We start from the raw sequence: 14040 nt of genomic DNA, 5'->3' as shown, positions 1-14040 counted from the left end.
CCTGGCCCCTGTACCCCCTGGAGGCGGGCGAGACGTACGTCAACGCCGGCTTCTGGGGCACGGTCCCCGTGCGGGAGGACGACCCCGACGGCGGCACCAACAAGTTGATCGAGGAAACTGTCACCCGGTTGGACGGTCACAAGTCGCTGTACTCGGACGCGTACTACGACCGCGAGACCTTCGACCGTCTGTACGACGGGGAGACCCTCAGCGCGGTGCGCGCCGGTCACGACCCCGCCGGACGGCTGACCGGACTGTACGAGAAAGCGGTACGACGACGATGACGAGCACCCAGACCCGCACCCAGATCACCATCGGCGAGGCGATCGATCGCTTCATGCCCGGCGGACCCCCGTTCGCCTTCACCGCGTACGACGGCAGCTCGGCCGGACCGGCCGACTCCGACGTGCGCCTGCACCTGGCCAACGAGCGCGGCCTGGCGTACATCATGACGGCGCCCGGCGACCTCGGCGTCGCGCGGGCGTACGTCTCGGGCGACCTGCAGGTCACCGGCGTGCACCCGGCCGACCCGTACGACGCCATGACGCTGCTGATGAACAACCTGCACTTCACGCGGCCGTCCGCGGCGGAGGCGCTGCGCATCGTCCGCAGCCTGGGCATCGCCAACCTCAAGCCGCCGCCGCCCCCGCCGCAGGAGCACCTGCCGCGCTGGCGTCGTGCGCTCGAGGGCCTGCGGCACAGCCGCAACCGCGACGCCGTCGCGATCCACCACCACTACGACGTCTCCAACCGGTTCTACGAGCTCGTGCTCGGCCCGTCGATGACGTACACGTGCGCGGTGTTCCCCAAGGCCGAGGCGAGCCTGGAGGAGGCGCAGGCCGAGAAGTACGACCTCGTCGCCCGCAAGCTCGACCTGCAGCCCGGACAGCGCCTGCTCGACATCGGCTGCGGCTGGGGCGGCATGGTGCGCCACGCCGTCCGCGAGTACGGCGTCACCGCCGTGGGCGTCACCCTCTCGCAGCAGCAGGCGGCGTGGGCGCAGGCCGAGATCGACCGCCAGGGCCTGACCGGTCGCGCCGAGGTGCGTCACAGCGACTACCGCGACGTCGCCGAGACCGGCTTCGACGCGATCAGCTCGATCGGCCTCACCGAGCACATCGGCATCAAGGCCTACCCGGCCTACTTCGCCTTCCTTCACGACCGCCTGCGCGAGGGCGGCCGGCTGCTCAACCACTGCATCACCCGCCCCGACAACCTCGCCAAGGACACCGGCGCGTTCATCGACCGCTACGTCTTCCCCGACGGCGAGCTCACCGGTTCGGGCCGCATCGTCAGCGAGATCCAGGACATCGGGCTCGAGGTGCGTCACGAGGAGAACCTCCGCGAGCACTACGCCCTGACGCTCGCCGGGTGGTGCCGCAACCTGGAGGAGAACTGGGACGAGTGCGTCGCCGAGGTCGGCGAGGGCACCGCCAAGGTCTGGGGCCTGTACATGGCCGGCTCCCGCCTGGGCTTCGAGCGCAACGAGATCCAGCTCCACCAGGTGCTGGCCGTCAAGCCCGACGCCGCCGGCAACGCGCACTACCCCCTGCGGCCGTCGTTCTGATCCGGTCGTTCACCAGGGTCTCCTGGTGATCGGTCGCGGACCACGGCGAGGTCGCCGTGGTCCGCGACCGCCTGCCGTGGTCCGCGGCCCTCAGTCCGACAGCTCGACGATCACCGGCGCGTGGTCGGACGCGCCCTTGCCCTTGCGCTCCTCGCGGTCGATGACTGCTCCGGTGACGCGCGACTCGAGGGCGGGGGAGCCGAGGACGAAGTCGATGCGCATGCCTTCGCGACGGGCGAAGCGCAGGCGCTGGTAGTCCCAATAGGTGTAGACGCCGGGGCCGGGCGTGTAGGGGCGGACGAGGTCGGCGAACCCCGCGTCCACCACGGACGCGAACGCCGCGCGCTCGGGAGCCGACACGTGGGTGTGGCCCTCGAACGCGGCCACGTCCCAGACGTCGTCGTCGGTGGGGGCGACGTTCCAGTCGCCGACGAGCGCGACGTGCGCCTGCGGGTCGTCGGCCAGCCAGGACGCCCCCGCGGCCCGCAGCGCGTCGAGCCAGGCGAGCTTGTAGTCGTAGTGCGCGTGGCCGAGCTCCCGGCCGTTGGGCACGTAAAGGCTCCACACCCGCACGCCGCCGCAGGTCGCCCCGATCGCGCGGGCCTCGACGACGGGCTCCTCGCCGTACGCGGGCACGCCCTCGAAGCCCACCTCGACGTCGTCGAGCCCCACGCGCGACAGCACCGCGACGCCGTTCCACTGCGAGACGCCGTGGTGCGCGACCTCGTAGCCGAGCGACTCCAGGCGCTCGCGCGGCAGCTGGTCCTCGCGGCACTTGGTCTCCTGCAGGGCCAGCACGTCGACGTCGGACCGTTCGAGCAACGCGGCCACCCGGTCGATGCGGGAGCGGAGGGAGTTGACGTTCCAGGTCGCGATGCGCACGTCGTCCATCGAACCAGACGGGTGCCGAGCATGGCCCACCTGGGCTATATACTCAATTTTAAGTAGTGGTAGGCCCGGGTGGGCCTCATGATCAGCACATGACGAGCGCGCAGGGCTACGACGCGGGGACGGTCCACGACCTCCTCGCGGCGCTGCGCCACGTCCAGACCCGGACCACCTTCGCCGAGACCCTCCAGGCGGTCGTCGACGGCGTCGTGGCGGTGTCCGGCTTCGACGTCGCCGTCGTGCGCGTGCTGCACCGCGACGGCATGCTGCACTGCGAGGCGGTGGCGGGCCACCCCGACAACCCGCTGGCCGCCGTCGACGTGAGCGACCTGGAGCCCGTGGCGGTGGCCGAGCTCCAGGCCGAGTTCGACCTCGGCGCACGGCTCGGTGACCTGATCTTCCTGCACCACGCCGACGCGCCCGCCGACGTCGACGCCTGGGTGCCCGACCTCCCCGAGCCGGTCGAGGACGGGGGCTGGCACCCGATGGACGCCCTGTGGGCGCCGATGCGCGACGACGACGGGGTGCTGCACGCCGTCCTGGGCGTCGACCTGCCGCGGTCGGGACGTGTGCCCGACGCCCAGCAGGCCGAGATCCTGGCGCTGTTCGCCGGCCAGGCGGGTATCGCGCTGTCGCACGCCCGTCTCGCCGAGCGGCTGCGGCGCCACGAGCGCGAGTTCCGGATGGCCTTCGACCACGCCGTCAACGGGATGGCGCTGGTGCACCTCGACACCGCGGGCCGCGTGGTCGGCGGCCGCGTCAACCCGATGCTCTGCGAGCTGCTCGGTCGCACGCCCGAGGAGCTCGCCACCCTGCCGCTGAGCCGGCTGGTCGCGCCCGGCCAGGACGTCGACCTCGTCGCGTCGATCGTGTCCGACACCCAGGACGAGCTGCAGCTGCGGGCCCTGCACGCCGACGGCACCCAGCGCTGGGTCGGGGTGACGAGCGCCGTGGTCGCGAGCACCGCCGAGCTCACCACCGCCATCCTCCACGTGGCCGACATCGGCGAGCGCCGCCGCCTCGGCGACGAGCTCGCCCGCCAGGCCACGCGCGACGAGCTCACCGGCCTGTGGAACCGTCGCGTCCTCGACGCGCGACTCGACCAGCTCGCCTGCCGCATCGAGGCGTCGAGCGAGGGCGGGGCCGTCCTGTTCGTCGACGTCGACGGGTTCAAGGGCGTCAACGACACCTACGGCCACCACGCGGGCGACCGGACGCTGCAGGCGGTCGGCACCCGCCTGCAGGAGTCGGTGCGCCCCGACGACGTCGTCATCCGCATCGGCGGCGACGAGTTCGTCGTGCTGCTCGCCGACATCACCCCCGAGGTCGTCGCCACCGTGGTGGCCCGGCTCGAGGGACGCATCTCGCGCCCCATCCGCGTGGGTCCCGTCGCGATCCGGGTGACGGCCTCGGTCGGCGTCGCGCACGCCGGCCCCGGCCACGTCGACACCGACGCCCTCCTCGCCCAGGCCGACACCGACATGTACGCCCGCAAGCGCCTGACCGGGTCCGGGCACCCCGCCTGAGCCGTCAGTCCAGCACCGCGGTGGCCTCGACCTCGACGAGCACGTCGGGCTCGAAGAGCACCTCGACGCCGATCAGCGACGCCGGGGGCATCGGGAGGGGCAGCCCGACCTCGGGAGCGACGGACTCGACGCCCGCCATGAAGGCACCGATCATCTCGGGCGACCAGCGAGCGACGTAGAACGTCAGGCGCACGACGTCGCCGAAGGTCGCGCCCACGCCGGCCAGGGCCGTGGCGGTGCTGCGCAGCACGTGCGCGACCTGACCGGCCAGGTCGCCCGGTGCGACGGGGGAGCCGTCGGCCGTGCGCGCCACCTGCCCGGCGACGTGCACGTGGCGCGAGCCCGTGCCCACGGCGACGTGGTGGTACGGGGCGGGCTGCAGCAGGCCGCCGGGCGTGGACAGGTGCACGGTCATCGGGTCTCCCAGGAACGGTCGGTTATAGGTATCGTCTTGATACCCGCCCGACGCAGGGCACTTCAACGAGACCAGGTTGCATGGACGACACCACCCAGGGCGCCGAGCCGACGATCTCCGCGCCCCACCGCGAGCTGCTCGACCAGGTGCTGGACAAGTGGTCGCTGAGCGTGCTCGACCAGCTGTGCGAGCGTCCGTGCCGCTTCAACGACCTGCGCCGCGCGATCCCGGCGGTGACCCAGAAGTCGCTGACGGCCACGCTGCGCCGGCTCGAGCGGCACGGCATCGTGGAGCGCGAGGTGCTCCCGACGCGCCCCGTGGGCGTCGAGTACACGATCACCCCGCTGGGCAAGACGCTGCGCCGCCCGGTCGACGTGCTGCTCGAGTGGGCGGCGTCGTCGATGGACGACATCGAACGGGCGCGGGACCGGTTCGACGGGGTGTCCTAGGAGGAGGCGTCCCGGTCGTCGTTCCGCTCGGCGAGCTCGTCGCGGACGAGCAGGTCCGTGCGGATCGGGCTCGTGCGGTAGGCGGCGCGCCCGACCATGTGGGCCGAGACCGGCGCCGTCATGAACTGGAACAGGGCGACGAGCACGATGACGCCGAGGGCCTCGCCCGACCGCAGCCGCAGCTCGACCCCGACCAGCACGAGCAGCAGGCCGAGCACCTGCGGCTTGGTGGCGGCGTGCATGCGGCTGAACAGGTCGGGGAAGCGGACGATGCCCACGGCGGCGGCCAGCGACAGCAGGGAGCCGCCGATCAGGCAGACCGCGGCGGCGGCGTCGGCGACGTCGGTCCAGCTCATGCGTGGTCACGTCCTTCGGTCTTCTCCTCGCGGGCCGCGAAGCGAGCGACGCTCACCGACCCGACGAAGCCGAGCAGCGACAGCGCCACCAGGATCGGCAGTGTGGTGGCGTGCTGGTTGACCGCCGCCTCCAGGCCGAGCGCGCACACGCAGATGGCCACGAGCACGTCCATCGCGATGGTGCGGTTGAGCGTGGTGGGGCCGAGCGCCATGCGGACGACGGTCAGCACGCCGGAGACGCCCAGCAGCGCCACGCAGACCACGATCACCCAGGTGCTCACGTCGACTCCTTCACGGCGGCCTCGTAGTCGCGCATCTCGTCGTCCGACGCGAGCGCCTTCATCACGCGACGCTCCTGCGCCCAGACGGCCTCGCGCGCCTTCTCGACGTCGGCGTCGTCACGCGCGCCGAGCACGTGCAGGTACAGGGTGCGCTCGCCGTAGTCGGACTCCAGCAGCAGGCTGCCGGGCACGAGCGAGACGAGCTCGGCGGTGAGCAGGAAGTACGCGTCGGCCAGGCTGCGCAGCGGCACCGCGATGATCGCGTTGGACGGCTGGTAGCGCGGGTCGAGCGCCTTGCCGGCCACCTGGACGCTGGCCTTGACCAGGTCGACGAGGAACACCGCGAGGAGCACCAGCAGGCCGACCGGCCGGACGCGTCCGGAGAACTGCAGCGGGGGCAGCGGGAACACCGTCAGCACGAAGAACGCGACGAGGAGCCCGCACACGACGTTGAACAGCGACAGGTCGCCCCAGAGCATGATCCACACGGCGGTGAGCCCCAGGATGACGGGCCACTGGTAGTTCAGCCTGGCGCGCTGGAAGCGGGTGCGGGGCATCAGTCGCCTCTCGCGAAGACGGGAAGGGTCGCGACGTCCTCGCCGAGCACGGCCGAGATGTACGGCGTCTGCTGCCGCAGCTCGACGGCGGCGCGCTCGCTCACCCCGTACAGCGGCCCGGCGACGACGGTGAGCGCCGAGCTGAGCACGACGAGCACGAGCGTCGGGACCACCATCGCGGTGGGCAGCCGGGTGACGTCCGCCAGGGCGTCGACGCTGCCCCAGCGGTCACCGGACTTGGTGCCGCTCGACCAGCTGTGGTCGAGGTCGCCCACGTCCTCGGGCGCCGGCTGCCAGAACGCGCGGTTCCACGTCTTGGCGATCGCGTAGAGCGTGAGCAGGCTCGTGACGATGGAGCCGGCGACGACCACCGTGGAGAGCCAGCCGGCGCGGTCGATGCCGCCCTGGACGAGCGCCACCTTGCCGAGGAAGCCCGAGAACGGCGGGATGCCGCCGAGGTTCATGGCCGGGATGAAGAACATCACCGCCAGCAGCGGTGCGGCGCGGGCCAGGCCGCCGAGGCGGTCGAGCGACGTGCTGCCGCCCCGGACCTCGATCAGCCCGACCACCAGGAACAGCGTGGTCTGGACGGTGATGTGGTGGACGACGTAGAAGATGGCGCCGGTCATGCCGAGCTCGGTGCCGAGCGCGACGCCGAAGATCATGTAGCCGATGTGGCTGACGAGCGTAAACGACAGCAAACGCTTGATGTCGGACTGCGCGACGGCTCCCAGGATGCCGATCACCATCGTCAGCAGCGCCGCCCACAGCAGCAGGTCGCTCAGCGGGCTGTCGGGGAACAGGAGCGTCTGGGTGCGGATGATCGCGTAGACGCCGACCTTGGTGAGCAGCCCGGCGAACACCGCGGTGACGGGCGCGGGGGCGGTGGGGTAGCTGTCGGGGAGCCAGGCCGACAGCGGGAAGACCGCCGCCTTGATCGAGAACGCGGTGAGCAGCAGCAGCTGGAGCACCGTCTGGATGCCCGGCGGAACCGAGTCCATCCGCAGCGCGACGTCGGCCATGTTGACCGTGCCGACGGCGGCGTACGTCGCGGCGATCGCGATCAGGAACAGCATCGACGACAGCAGGCTCACCACGACGTACGTGGTGCCGGCGCGCACGCGCGGGCCCGTGCCGCCGAGCGTGATGAGCACGTAGCTGGCCGACAGCAGCACCTCGAAGCCGACGAACAGGTTGAACAGGTCGCCGGACAGGAACGCGTTGGAGACGCCCGCGCTGAGCACCAGGAACGTCGGGAAGTACACCGAGAGCGGGGTGTCGCGGCCGAACTCGATGACGCCCTGCCCCAGGGAGTACGCGAGCACGCACAGCGTGACGATCGACGACACCAGCAGCATGAGCGCCGACAGCCGGTCGGCCACCAGGCTGATGCCGAGCTCGGCGGGCCAGCCGCCGAGGTTCACCACCTGCGGGCCGTCGGCGTCGGCGCGCACGAGCAGCACGGCCGCGATGACGACGACGGCGCTGAGCACGCCGAAGCTGATGAGCCGCTGCGCGCGCGCCGAGCGCCCGAACACCAGGCAGAGCCCGGCGCCGAGCAGGGGCAGCACGACCGGGAGCGGGATGATCATGGTGATGCTCATGTGTCCGCACCCTCCTCGTCGAGCTCGCCGTCGGAGCTGTCGTCGAACGTGGACGAGACCTCGTCACGCTCGGCGAGCCGGGTGATCAGCGCGTCCTCGACGTCGTCCTGCACCTCGTCGTCGCCGCCGAGCTGCCAGGAGCGGTAGGCCATCGCCAGCAGGAACGCCGAGACGCCGAGCGTGATGACGATGGCGGTGAGCACCATCGCCTGGGGCAGCGGGTCGCTCATGCGCCCCGGCCCGACCGACCCGAGGACGGGCGGCTGGCCCGCCGGGCCCGACGCGATGATGAAGAACAGGTTGACGCCGTTGCTGAGCAGCAGCACGCCGACCAGGATCCGGGTGAGGCTCCGCTCGAGCATCAGGGTGACGCCGCAGGCGACGAGGATCGCCATCAGGATCACGAGGGTGAGGTTGGTGGTCACGAGAGGCCCTCCGCGGGTGCGGCGTCGGCGTGGGCGGGGTCGTCCACCTCGGGGTCGTCCTCGACCGCGCCGCGGTCGATGCCGCCACCGAGGCTGCGCAGCACGTCGAGCATCAGGCCGATCACGACGAGGTAGACGCCGAAGTCGAAGAACAGCGACGTGACCAGCTTGATGTCACCGAGCCACCCGAAGGTGCCCTCGAGCACCGCGGTCTGCAGCACCTCGCCGCCGAACAGCAGGGGTGCGAGCGCCGAGATCGTGGCGATCACCAGGCCGAGGCCCATCAGGTGCCCGGCGTCGACGGGGGCGGCCTCGTCGAGCTCGTGGCGCCCACCTGCGAGGTAGCGCACCATCAGCGCCAGACCGCCGATGAGCCCGCCGGCGAACCCGCCGCCGGGCTCGTTGTGCCCGGAGAACACCAGGAACAGCGAGAACACCATGATCATGTGGAAGACCAGGCGGGTGACGATCTCGAAGATCACCGAGCGCCGCTCGTGCGAGAGCGTGCGGCCCGCGCGCAGCCAGCGGCTGGGGTTGTCGATGGCCTCGTCGGGACGCACGCGTCCGGTCCGGCCGGTGATGAGGAAGATCAGGCTCGCGACGCCGGTGGCCGCGACGACGAGCACCGACAGCTCGCCCATCGTGTCCCACGCCCGGATGTCGACCAGCGTCACGTTGACGACGTTCTCGCCGCCGCCGAAGTCGTAGGCCTCCCGCGCGAACGCGTCCGAGACGGGGTCGAGCGTGCGCGAGCCGGAGGCCGCCAGGGCGTACCCGCCGACGGCGACGCCGGCCAGGACGCCGATGGTCACCCGCCACCAGCGCGCGATCGTCAGCGGGCGGTCGGAGAAGTAGGCGGGCAACCGGCGCAGCACCAGCAGGATGATCACGAGGGTGACGGTCTCGACCAGCACCTGGGTGAGGCCGAGGTCGGGGGCGCCGTGCAGGACGAACATCACGGCCATCCCGTAGCCGACGACGCCGACGAGGATGACGGCCTTGAGCCGCTTGCGCGACCGGACGGCGGCGATCGCGGCGGCGGCCATGATCGCCGCGACGACGGCCTGCGCGGGGTTCTGCCACGCGACGACGTCGCCGAAGCCGTCGTGGGCCATCACGAGCGCGGTGCCCGGCACGAGCACGAGCGCCAGGACGATGGTGCCGAGGTAGATGGGCAGGGAGCCTCGCTGGGTGGCACCGGTGACCTCGACGGCCAGGCGGTCGACGCCGCGCATGCCCCACTGGTAGGCACGCTCGGCGTCGGGCAGGTGCGTGAACTGCGCCTGGAGCACCTCGGTGCGGTAGCGCTGCAGGTGGAGCACGACGCCGCCGACCACCGCGATCGCCGAGAGCAGCAGCGGCAGCTCGAACCCGTGCCAGAGCGCGAGGTACTCCTGCGACTCGCCGGCGGGGAAGTCGGTGGAGTAGCCCTCGGCGAGGCTCGTCCAGGGGGCACCGAGGAACCCGACGACGAGGCTGGCGGCAGCAAGCACGACGGCGGGGGCCAGGAACCCGGCCGGGATGCGGGCGGGCTCGCGCGGCAGCTCGGCGCCGACCTTGTCGGCGAACACGCCCCAGACGAACCGTGCGCTGTAGGCGACGGTGAGCAGGGAGCCGACCACGAGGCCCGCCAGGGCGACCCAGCCGACCCACGGGGCCAGGCCCGTGCCGCCCTCGCCGTGGGCGACCTCCTCGAAGGAGGCGAACACCGTCTCCTTGGCGACGAACCCGGCGAGCGGGGGCAGGCCGGCCATGGAGGCGGCCGACAGGACGGTGACGACGAGCAGCACGGGCATCCGTCGCGCGAGGCCGGTGAGCTCGCGCAGGTCGCGGGTGCCGCAGGTGCGGTCGACGATGCCGACCACCATGAACAGGGCCGCCTTGAACAGGGCGTGCGCGCAGATCATCGCGACGCCCGCGAGCGCGGCGTTGCGGGTACCGAGCGCGACGATGGCCATCAGGAAGCCGAGCTGGCTGACGGTGCCGTACGCGAGCAGCAGCTTGACGTCGTGCTGACGCAGCGCGCGCAGACCGCCGACGAGCATGGTGAGGACGCCGAGCACGAGCAGCGACGGACGCCAGATCGGGTCGTCGGCGAACGCGGGGGCGAGCAGCGCGACCAGGAAGATGCCGGCCTTGACCATGGCCGCGGCGTGCAGGTAGGCGCTGACGGGGGTGGGTGCGGCCATCGCGCCGGGCAGCCAGAAGTGGAACGGCACGAGCGCGGACTTGGACACCGCGCCCACCAGGATCAGCGCGACCGCGGCGGTGACCGCGGCGCCCGTCGGCTCGGCGGCGACGATCTCGGAGATCCGGTAGCTGCCCACCCGCTGGCCCAGCACGATGATGCCCACCAGCATCGACAGGCCGCCGAACGTGGTGACGATCAGCGCGCTCATGGCGGCGCGACGGTTGGCCTTGCGCTCGGGGTTGTGACCGACGAGCAGGTAGGAGAAGACGGTGGTGAGCTCCCAGAAGATGAACAGGAGCAGGAAGTCCTCGGAGAGCACGAGCCCGAGCATCGAGCCGGCGAAGCCGGTCAGGACGGCGGAGAACCGCCAGATCTCGGGGTCGCCCTCACGGAAGTACCAGGCGCAGTAGACCAGGACGAGCGCGCCGACCCCGGTGACGAGGACGGCGAGGAACCACGACAGCGTGTCGAGGGAGAACGCGAGCTCCATCCGGAGCGCGGGCACCCAGGGGGTGACCTGCTCGACGGGACGGGCGTCGGCGCCGGTGACGGTGGCGGTCTGCGTCAGGATCCAGACGAGCGATCCGGCGGGGACGAGCGCCAGGACCAGGAAGGCCCTGCGGTCGAGCAGACGGGTGAGCGCAGGCGCGACTGCTGCAGCGACGAGGTGGAGGACGACGAGGAGCAGCATGAGTCGGTCCTGATCCTATCCTGACGGGCTGCCGACGACGGCGGGCGTCGATCGCGGGCACGGGCTCGGGTGACAGACGACACCCACCGCGGCCCCGAGGCGCGCGGTGGGTGTCGAACAGCTCTGTCGGTCCGGTGGACCGGTGAGGTCAGGCGACCTTCTTGCGTCCGGTGACGGCGTTGTAGACCAGCAGCGCGACGATGGCGCCGATGATCGAGCCGATGATGCCCGAGGCGCTGATGTCGATGTTGCCACCGAAGATCAGCGAGCCGAGGAAGCCTCCGACGAACGAGCCGACCATGCCGAGGATGATCGTCGCGATGATCCCCATGCTGTCGTTTCCGGGGACGATGGCGCGCGCGATGAAGCCGGCGATCAGTCCGACGATGATGAATCCGATGATTCCCATGGGTGGTGCCTCTCTGTGGTGGACGGGTGTGGTCCCCGAGGACCCGCCCCACACACTAGGGGCCCGGGAACGAAAGGGCCCAACGAGAAGTTCCGGACGGCGGCTCGGAGTTTGCCCGGTCACAGCGTTCTCACAGCGATCGTCCGGGTCACACCCAGGCTCGCGGGCGATGATGGGGCCGTGCCGATGACCGACGACGTCCCCGCCCGCCTGCTCGTCGTGGACGACGAGCCGAGCATCCTCGAGCTCCTCGCCGCGAGCCTGCGGTTCGCCGGCTTCGAGGTCGAGACCGCCGAGGGCGGTCAGGCCGCACTCGACAAGGCGGCCGCGCAGCGACCGGACCTCGTCGTGCTCGACGTGATGATGCCCGACGTCGACGGCTTCGAAGTGGTGCGCCGGCTGCGGAGCGGCGGCGACGAGGTGCCCGTCATCTTCCTCACGGCGCGTGACGCCGGCTCGGACCGCGTCGCGGGCCTGACGGTCGGCGGCGACGACTACGTCGCCAAGCCGTTCAGCCTCGAGGAGCTGGTGGCGCGGGTGCGCGCCGTGCTGCGACGGGCCAAGGGTGGCGCGACGCCGTCGTCCGGTGCCGTGCTCGCGCTCGCCGACCTCGAGATGGACACCGACAGCCACGAGGTCCGCAAGGCCGGCGCGCTCGTCGAGCTGTCGCCGACCGAGTTCAACCTGCTGCGCTACCTGCTGCAGAACGTGGGTCGGGTGCTGTCCAAGCAGCAGATCCTGGACCACGTCTGGCAGTACGACTTCGGCGGCGACGGCAACGTCGTCGAGACCTACGTGTCGTACCTGCGCCGCAAGGTCGACACCACCGAGCCGCGCCTGCTGCACACCGTCCGCGGGTTCGGCTACGTGATGCGGCTGCCGCGGTGAGCGTGCGGGAGCGGGCCGCCGCGCTCCCGTTGCGCGTCCGGCTGGTCGCGATCCTGGTGCTGTCGGTGGTGCTCGGTCTGGCCGTCACGGCCGTCGTCGCCAACGTGGTGCTCGAGCGCTCGCTCGTGGCGCGCGTCGACGACCAGCTGCAGGAGCAGGGCCGCCGGTTCGGCTACCAGTCCTTCAGCACGCCGCCGCCGATGCGTGACCCGGACGGGGACGGCGACCGTCCGCAGCTGCCGAGTCCCCTGTTCGTGGAGTACGTCGACGCCGACGGCACCGTGGTCGACCGCCGCTCGGACGACCGCCGCGACGCCCGCGAGCTGCCGGCGCTGGGAGACCTCGACGCCGACCGGGTGTCCGACCTCGGCACCCAGCCGTTCACCGTCGGGTCCGAGGGCGGCGGCAGCGACTGGCGCGTGGTCGTCCGCCCGCTCGACAACGGCGACAGCGTCGTCGTCGCCATCGACCTCGACGACGTCGACGCCACCGTCTCGCGCCTGGCGCTGATCGAGACCGCGGTCGCGGCGCTCGTCGCCGTGCTGCTCGGCGGCGCGGGCTACCTCGTCGTCCGCAGCAGCCTTCGTCCGCTCGTGGAGGTGGAGCGGACGGCCGGCGCGATCGCCGCGGGCGACCTGTCGGCCCGCGTCCCCGACCTCGACCCGCGCACCGAGGTGGGCGGGCTGTCGCTCGCGATCAACCAGATGCTCGTGCAGATCGAGGACGCCGTCCGCTCGCGCGAGGAGGCCGCCGACTCCGCCCGCGACTCCGAGCAGCGGATGCGGCGGTTCGTCGCCGACGCGAGCCACGAGCTGCGCACGCCGCTGACGTCGATCCGCGGCTTCGCCGACCTCTACGGCCAGGGGGGCGCTCCCGACCGCGACACCACGGACCGGTTCATGGAGCGGATCTCCTCGGAGTCGGCGCGGATGGGCCTGCTCGTCGAGGACCTGCTCGTCCTGGCGCGCATGGACCAGGACCGCCCGCTCGACCTCGGCCCCGTCGACCTCGTCCCGCTCGCCGAGGAGGTCGTGCAGGACGCCCGCGCCACCGACCCCGACCGGCCCGTCGTGCGCGTCGCCAGCGCGGGCCACGTCGTCGTCCGCGGCGACGCGAACCGGCTCCGCCAGGTGCTCGGCAACCTCGTGCGCAACGCCCTCGTGCACACCCCGCCCGGCACGCCGGTGAGCGTGTCGGTGGGCGTCGAGGGCGGCGAGGGTGTCGTCGTCGTGCGCGACAAGGGACCCGGCATGTCCGCCGAGGACGCCGGCCGCGTCTTCGAGCGCTTCTACCGCGCCGAGCGCTCCCGCACCCGCGCCGCCGGCGGCAGCGGTCTGGGCCTGTCCATCGTCTCGGCCCTCGTCGAGGCCCACGGCGGCCGCGTCGACCTCCGCACCGCCCCCGGTGAGGGCGCCACCTTCACCGTCCGCCTGCCGGTGGACTGACGGGGTCGGTCCGCCGCGGCCGGACCAGAGAATCGGCGTATGGCCGCGTGGGCTGGCCATACGCCGATTCCTCGGTCTGCGGGACGTGAGAATCGGCATCGAGGTGCCGGCTGGTGGCGGTCGTGGGCACCGGCCCGTCCCGCGCTGCCGCCCTCCCCGCCCCGTGCACGGGAGAGTCGAGGTTCGGCCCCGATACGGACCACGACCTCGATTCCTCGGTCGATCCGGCGCGGCCCGGCAAAGGAATCGGCCTATGGCCGCGTGGGCTGGTCATACGCCGATTCCTCGGTCTGCGGGACGTGAGAATCGGCATCGAGGTGCCGGCTGGTGGCGGTCGTGGGCACCGGC

14 protein-coding genes and 1 pseudogene are annotated in these 14040 nt (G+C 71.9%); 6 read left to right on the top strand and 9 right to left on the bottom strand.

Annotation, left to right across the window (positions count from 1 at the left end; all coding sequences use genetic code 11):
- Positions 1-284: pseudogene (locus ACI6PP_RS20970) on the top strand (FAD-binding protein); the annotation flags it as partial.
- Positions 281-1567 carry a class I SAM-dependent methyltransferase gene (locus tag ACI6PP_RS20965; protein ID WP_421113646.1) on the top strand — a complete coding sequence of 429 codons (1287 nt, stop codon included), beginning with the start codon at positions 281-283 and terminating at the stop codon, positions 1565-1567. The pseudogene ACI6PP_RS20970 and the gene ACI6PP_RS20965, both read left to right, overlap by 4 nt.
- A 90-nt stretch (positions 1568-1657) precedes the next feature.
- On the opposite strand, the gene ACI6PP_RS20960 is transcribed toward ACI6PP_RS20965, so the two are convergent.
- The gene (locus ACI6PP_RS20960) at positions 1658-2458 is read right to left on the bottom strand and encodes an exodeoxyribonuclease III (RefSeq protein WP_421113645.1); all 801 of its coding nucleotides are present in this window, start codon (positions 2456-2458) and stop codon (positions 1658-1660) included.
- 89 nt (positions 2459-2547) lie between these two features.
- Between ACI6PP_RS20960 and ACI6PP_RS20955 the strand changes: the two genes are divergently transcribed.
- Complete coding sequence (locus tag ACI6PP_RS20955; RefSeq protein WP_421113644.1) at positions 2548-3981, top strand: diguanylate cyclase; 1434 nt, start codon at positions 2548-2550, stop codon at positions 3979-3981.
- Positions 3982-3985: 4 nt separating this feature from the next.
- Here the strand turns inward: ACI6PP_RS20955 and ACI6PP_RS20950 are convergent, their stop codons facing one another.
- Positions 3986-4396 carry a RidA family protein gene (locus tag ACI6PP_RS20950; RefSeq protein ID WP_421113643.1) on the bottom strand — a complete coding sequence of 137 codons (411 nt, stop codon included), beginning with the start codon at positions 4394-4396 and terminating at the stop codon, positions 3986-3988.
- An 80-nt stretch (positions 4397-4476) separates the two neighbouring features.
- Between ACI6PP_RS20950 and ACI6PP_RS20945 the strand changes: the two genes are divergently transcribed.
- The gene (locus ACI6PP_RS20945) at positions 4477-4845 is read left to right on the top strand and encodes a winged helix-turn-helix transcriptional regulator (protein WP_421113642.1); all 369 of its coding nucleotides are present in this window, start codon (positions 4477-4479) and stop codon (positions 4843-4845) included.
- On the opposite strand, the gene mnhG is transcribed toward ACI6PP_RS20945, so the two are convergent.
- The 7 genes from mnhG to ACI6PP_RS20910 all read right to left on the bottom strand — a co-directional run bounded on the left by mnhG (position 4842) and on the right by ACI6PP_RS20910 (position 11359).
- Entirely contained in the window at positions 4842-5201 is a 360-nt protein-coding gene (gene mnhG / locus ACI6PP_RS20940; protein WP_421113641.1) for a monovalent cation/H(+) antiporter subunit G, read from the bottom strand. The two genes, ACI6PP_RS20945 and mnhG, sit on opposite strands and share 4 nt — an antisense overlap.
- The gene (locus tag ACI6PP_RS20935; RefSeq protein WP_421113640.1) at positions 5198-5482 is read right to left on the bottom strand and encodes an MrpF/PhaF family protein; all 285 of its coding nucleotides are present in this window, start codon (positions 5480-5482) and stop codon (positions 5198-5200) included. Before ACI6PP_RS20935 ends, mnhG begins: the two co-directional genes overlap by 4 nt.
- Positions 5479-6039: a Na+/H+ antiporter subunit E gene (locus ACI6PP_RS20930; RefSeq protein ID WP_421113639.1), complete on the bottom strand. Its 561-nt coding sequence runs from the start codon at positions 6037-6039 to the stop codon at positions 5479-5481. The genes ACI6PP_RS20935 and ACI6PP_RS20930 overlap by 4 nt, the downstream gene beginning before the upstream one ends.
- The gene (locus ACI6PP_RS20925) at positions 6039-7643 is read right to left on the bottom strand and encodes a Na+/H+ antiporter subunit D (RefSeq protein ID WP_421113638.1); all 1605 of its coding nucleotides are present in this window, start codon (positions 7641-7643) and stop codon (positions 6039-6041) included. Before ACI6PP_RS20925 ends, ACI6PP_RS20930 begins: the two co-directional genes overlap by 1 nt.
- On the bottom strand, positions 7640-8068 hold the full coding sequence (locus tag ACI6PP_RS20920) for a Na(+)/H(+) antiporter subunit C (protein ID WP_421113637.1): 429 nt from the start codon (positions 8066-8068) through the stop codon (positions 7640-7642). Before ACI6PP_RS20920 ends, ACI6PP_RS20925 begins: the two co-directional genes overlap by 4 nt.
- Entirely contained in the window at positions 8065-10950 is a 2886-nt protein-coding gene (locus tag ACI6PP_RS20915; RefSeq protein WP_421113636.1) for a Na+/H+ antiporter subunit A, read from the bottom strand. The genes ACI6PP_RS20920 and ACI6PP_RS20915 overlap by 4 nt, the downstream gene beginning before the upstream one ends.
- A 148-nt stretch (positions 10951-11098) precedes the next feature.
- Entirely contained in the window at positions 11099-11359 is a 261-nt protein-coding gene (locus ACI6PP_RS20910; protein WP_421113635.1) for a GlsB/YeaQ/YmgE family stress response membrane protein, read from the bottom strand.
- Between the two features lie 186 nt (positions 11360-11545).
- Here ACI6PP_RS20910 and ACI6PP_RS20905 point away from each other — a divergent pair, with 186 nt between their 5' ends.
- Positions 11546-12247: a response regulator transcription factor gene (locus ACI6PP_RS20905; RefSeq protein WP_421113647.1), complete on the top strand. Its 702-nt coding sequence runs from the start codon at positions 11546-11548 to the stop codon at positions 12245-12247.
- Complete coding sequence (locus tag ACI6PP_RS20900) at positions 12244-13692, top strand: sensor histidine kinase (protein ID WP_421113634.1); 1449 nt, start codon at positions 12244-12246, stop codon at positions 13690-13692. The genes ACI6PP_RS20905 and ACI6PP_RS20900 overlap by 4 nt, the downstream gene beginning before the upstream one ends.
- Positions 13693-14040: the final 348 nt, after the last annotated feature.

Source organism: Solicola agrisoli (assembly GCF_049059935.1).
Taxonomy (GTDB): Bacteria; Actinomycetota; Actinomycetes; order Propionibacteriales; family Nocardioidaceae; genus JAURVT01.
The sequence above is the reverse complement of the archived record's forward strand: the minus strand, read 5'-3'. Positions and strand labels throughout refer to the sequence as shown.

Bases quoted from the DNA above. Each gene is read 5' to 3' on its own strand.
- ACI6PP_RS20955 (WP_421113644.1), top strand. From the start codon at position 2,548: ATGACGAGCGCGCAGGGCTACGACGCGGGGACGGTCCACGACCTCCTC.
- ACI6PP_RS20930 (WP_421113639.1), bottom strand. From the start codon at position 6,039: ATGCCCCGCACCCGCTTCCAGCGCGCCAGGCTGAACTACCAGTGGCCC.
- ACI6PP_RS20925 (WP_421113638.1), bottom strand. From the start codon at position 7,643: ATGAGCATCACCATGATCATCCCGCTCCCGGTCGTGCTGCCCCTGCTC.
- mnhG (WP_421113641.1), bottom strand. From the start codon at position 5,201: ATGAGCTGGACCGACGTCGCCGACGCCGCCGCCGCGGTCTGCCTGATC.
- ACI6PP_RS20950 (WP_421113643.1), bottom strand. From the start codon at position 4,396: ATGACCGTGCACCTGTCCACGCCCGGCGGCCTGCTGCAGCCCGCCCCG.
- ACI6PP_RS20960 (WP_421113645.1), bottom strand. From the start codon at position 2,458: ATGGACGACGTGCGCATCGCGACCTGGAACGTCAACTCCCTCCGCTCC.
- ACI6PP_RS20945 (WP_421113642.1), top strand. From the start codon at position 4,477: ATGGACGACACCACCCAGGGCGCCGAGCCGACGATCTCCGCGCCCCAC.
- ACI6PP_RS20915 (WP_421113636.1), bottom strand. From the start codon at position 10,950: ATGCTGCTCCTCGTCGTCCTCCACCTCGTCGCTGCAGCAGTCGCGCCT.
- ACI6PP_RS20965 (WP_421113646.1), top strand. From the start codon at position 281: ATGACGAGCACCCAGACCCGCACCCAGATCACCATCGGCGAGGCGATC.
- ACI6PP_RS20910 (WP_421113635.1), bottom strand. From the start codon at position 11,359: ATGGGAATCATCGGATTCATCATCGTCGGACTGATCGCCGGCTTCATC.
- ACI6PP_RS20905 (WP_421113647.1), top strand. From the start codon at position 11,546: ATGACCGACGACGTCCCCGCCCGCCTGCTCGTCGTGGACGACGAGCCG.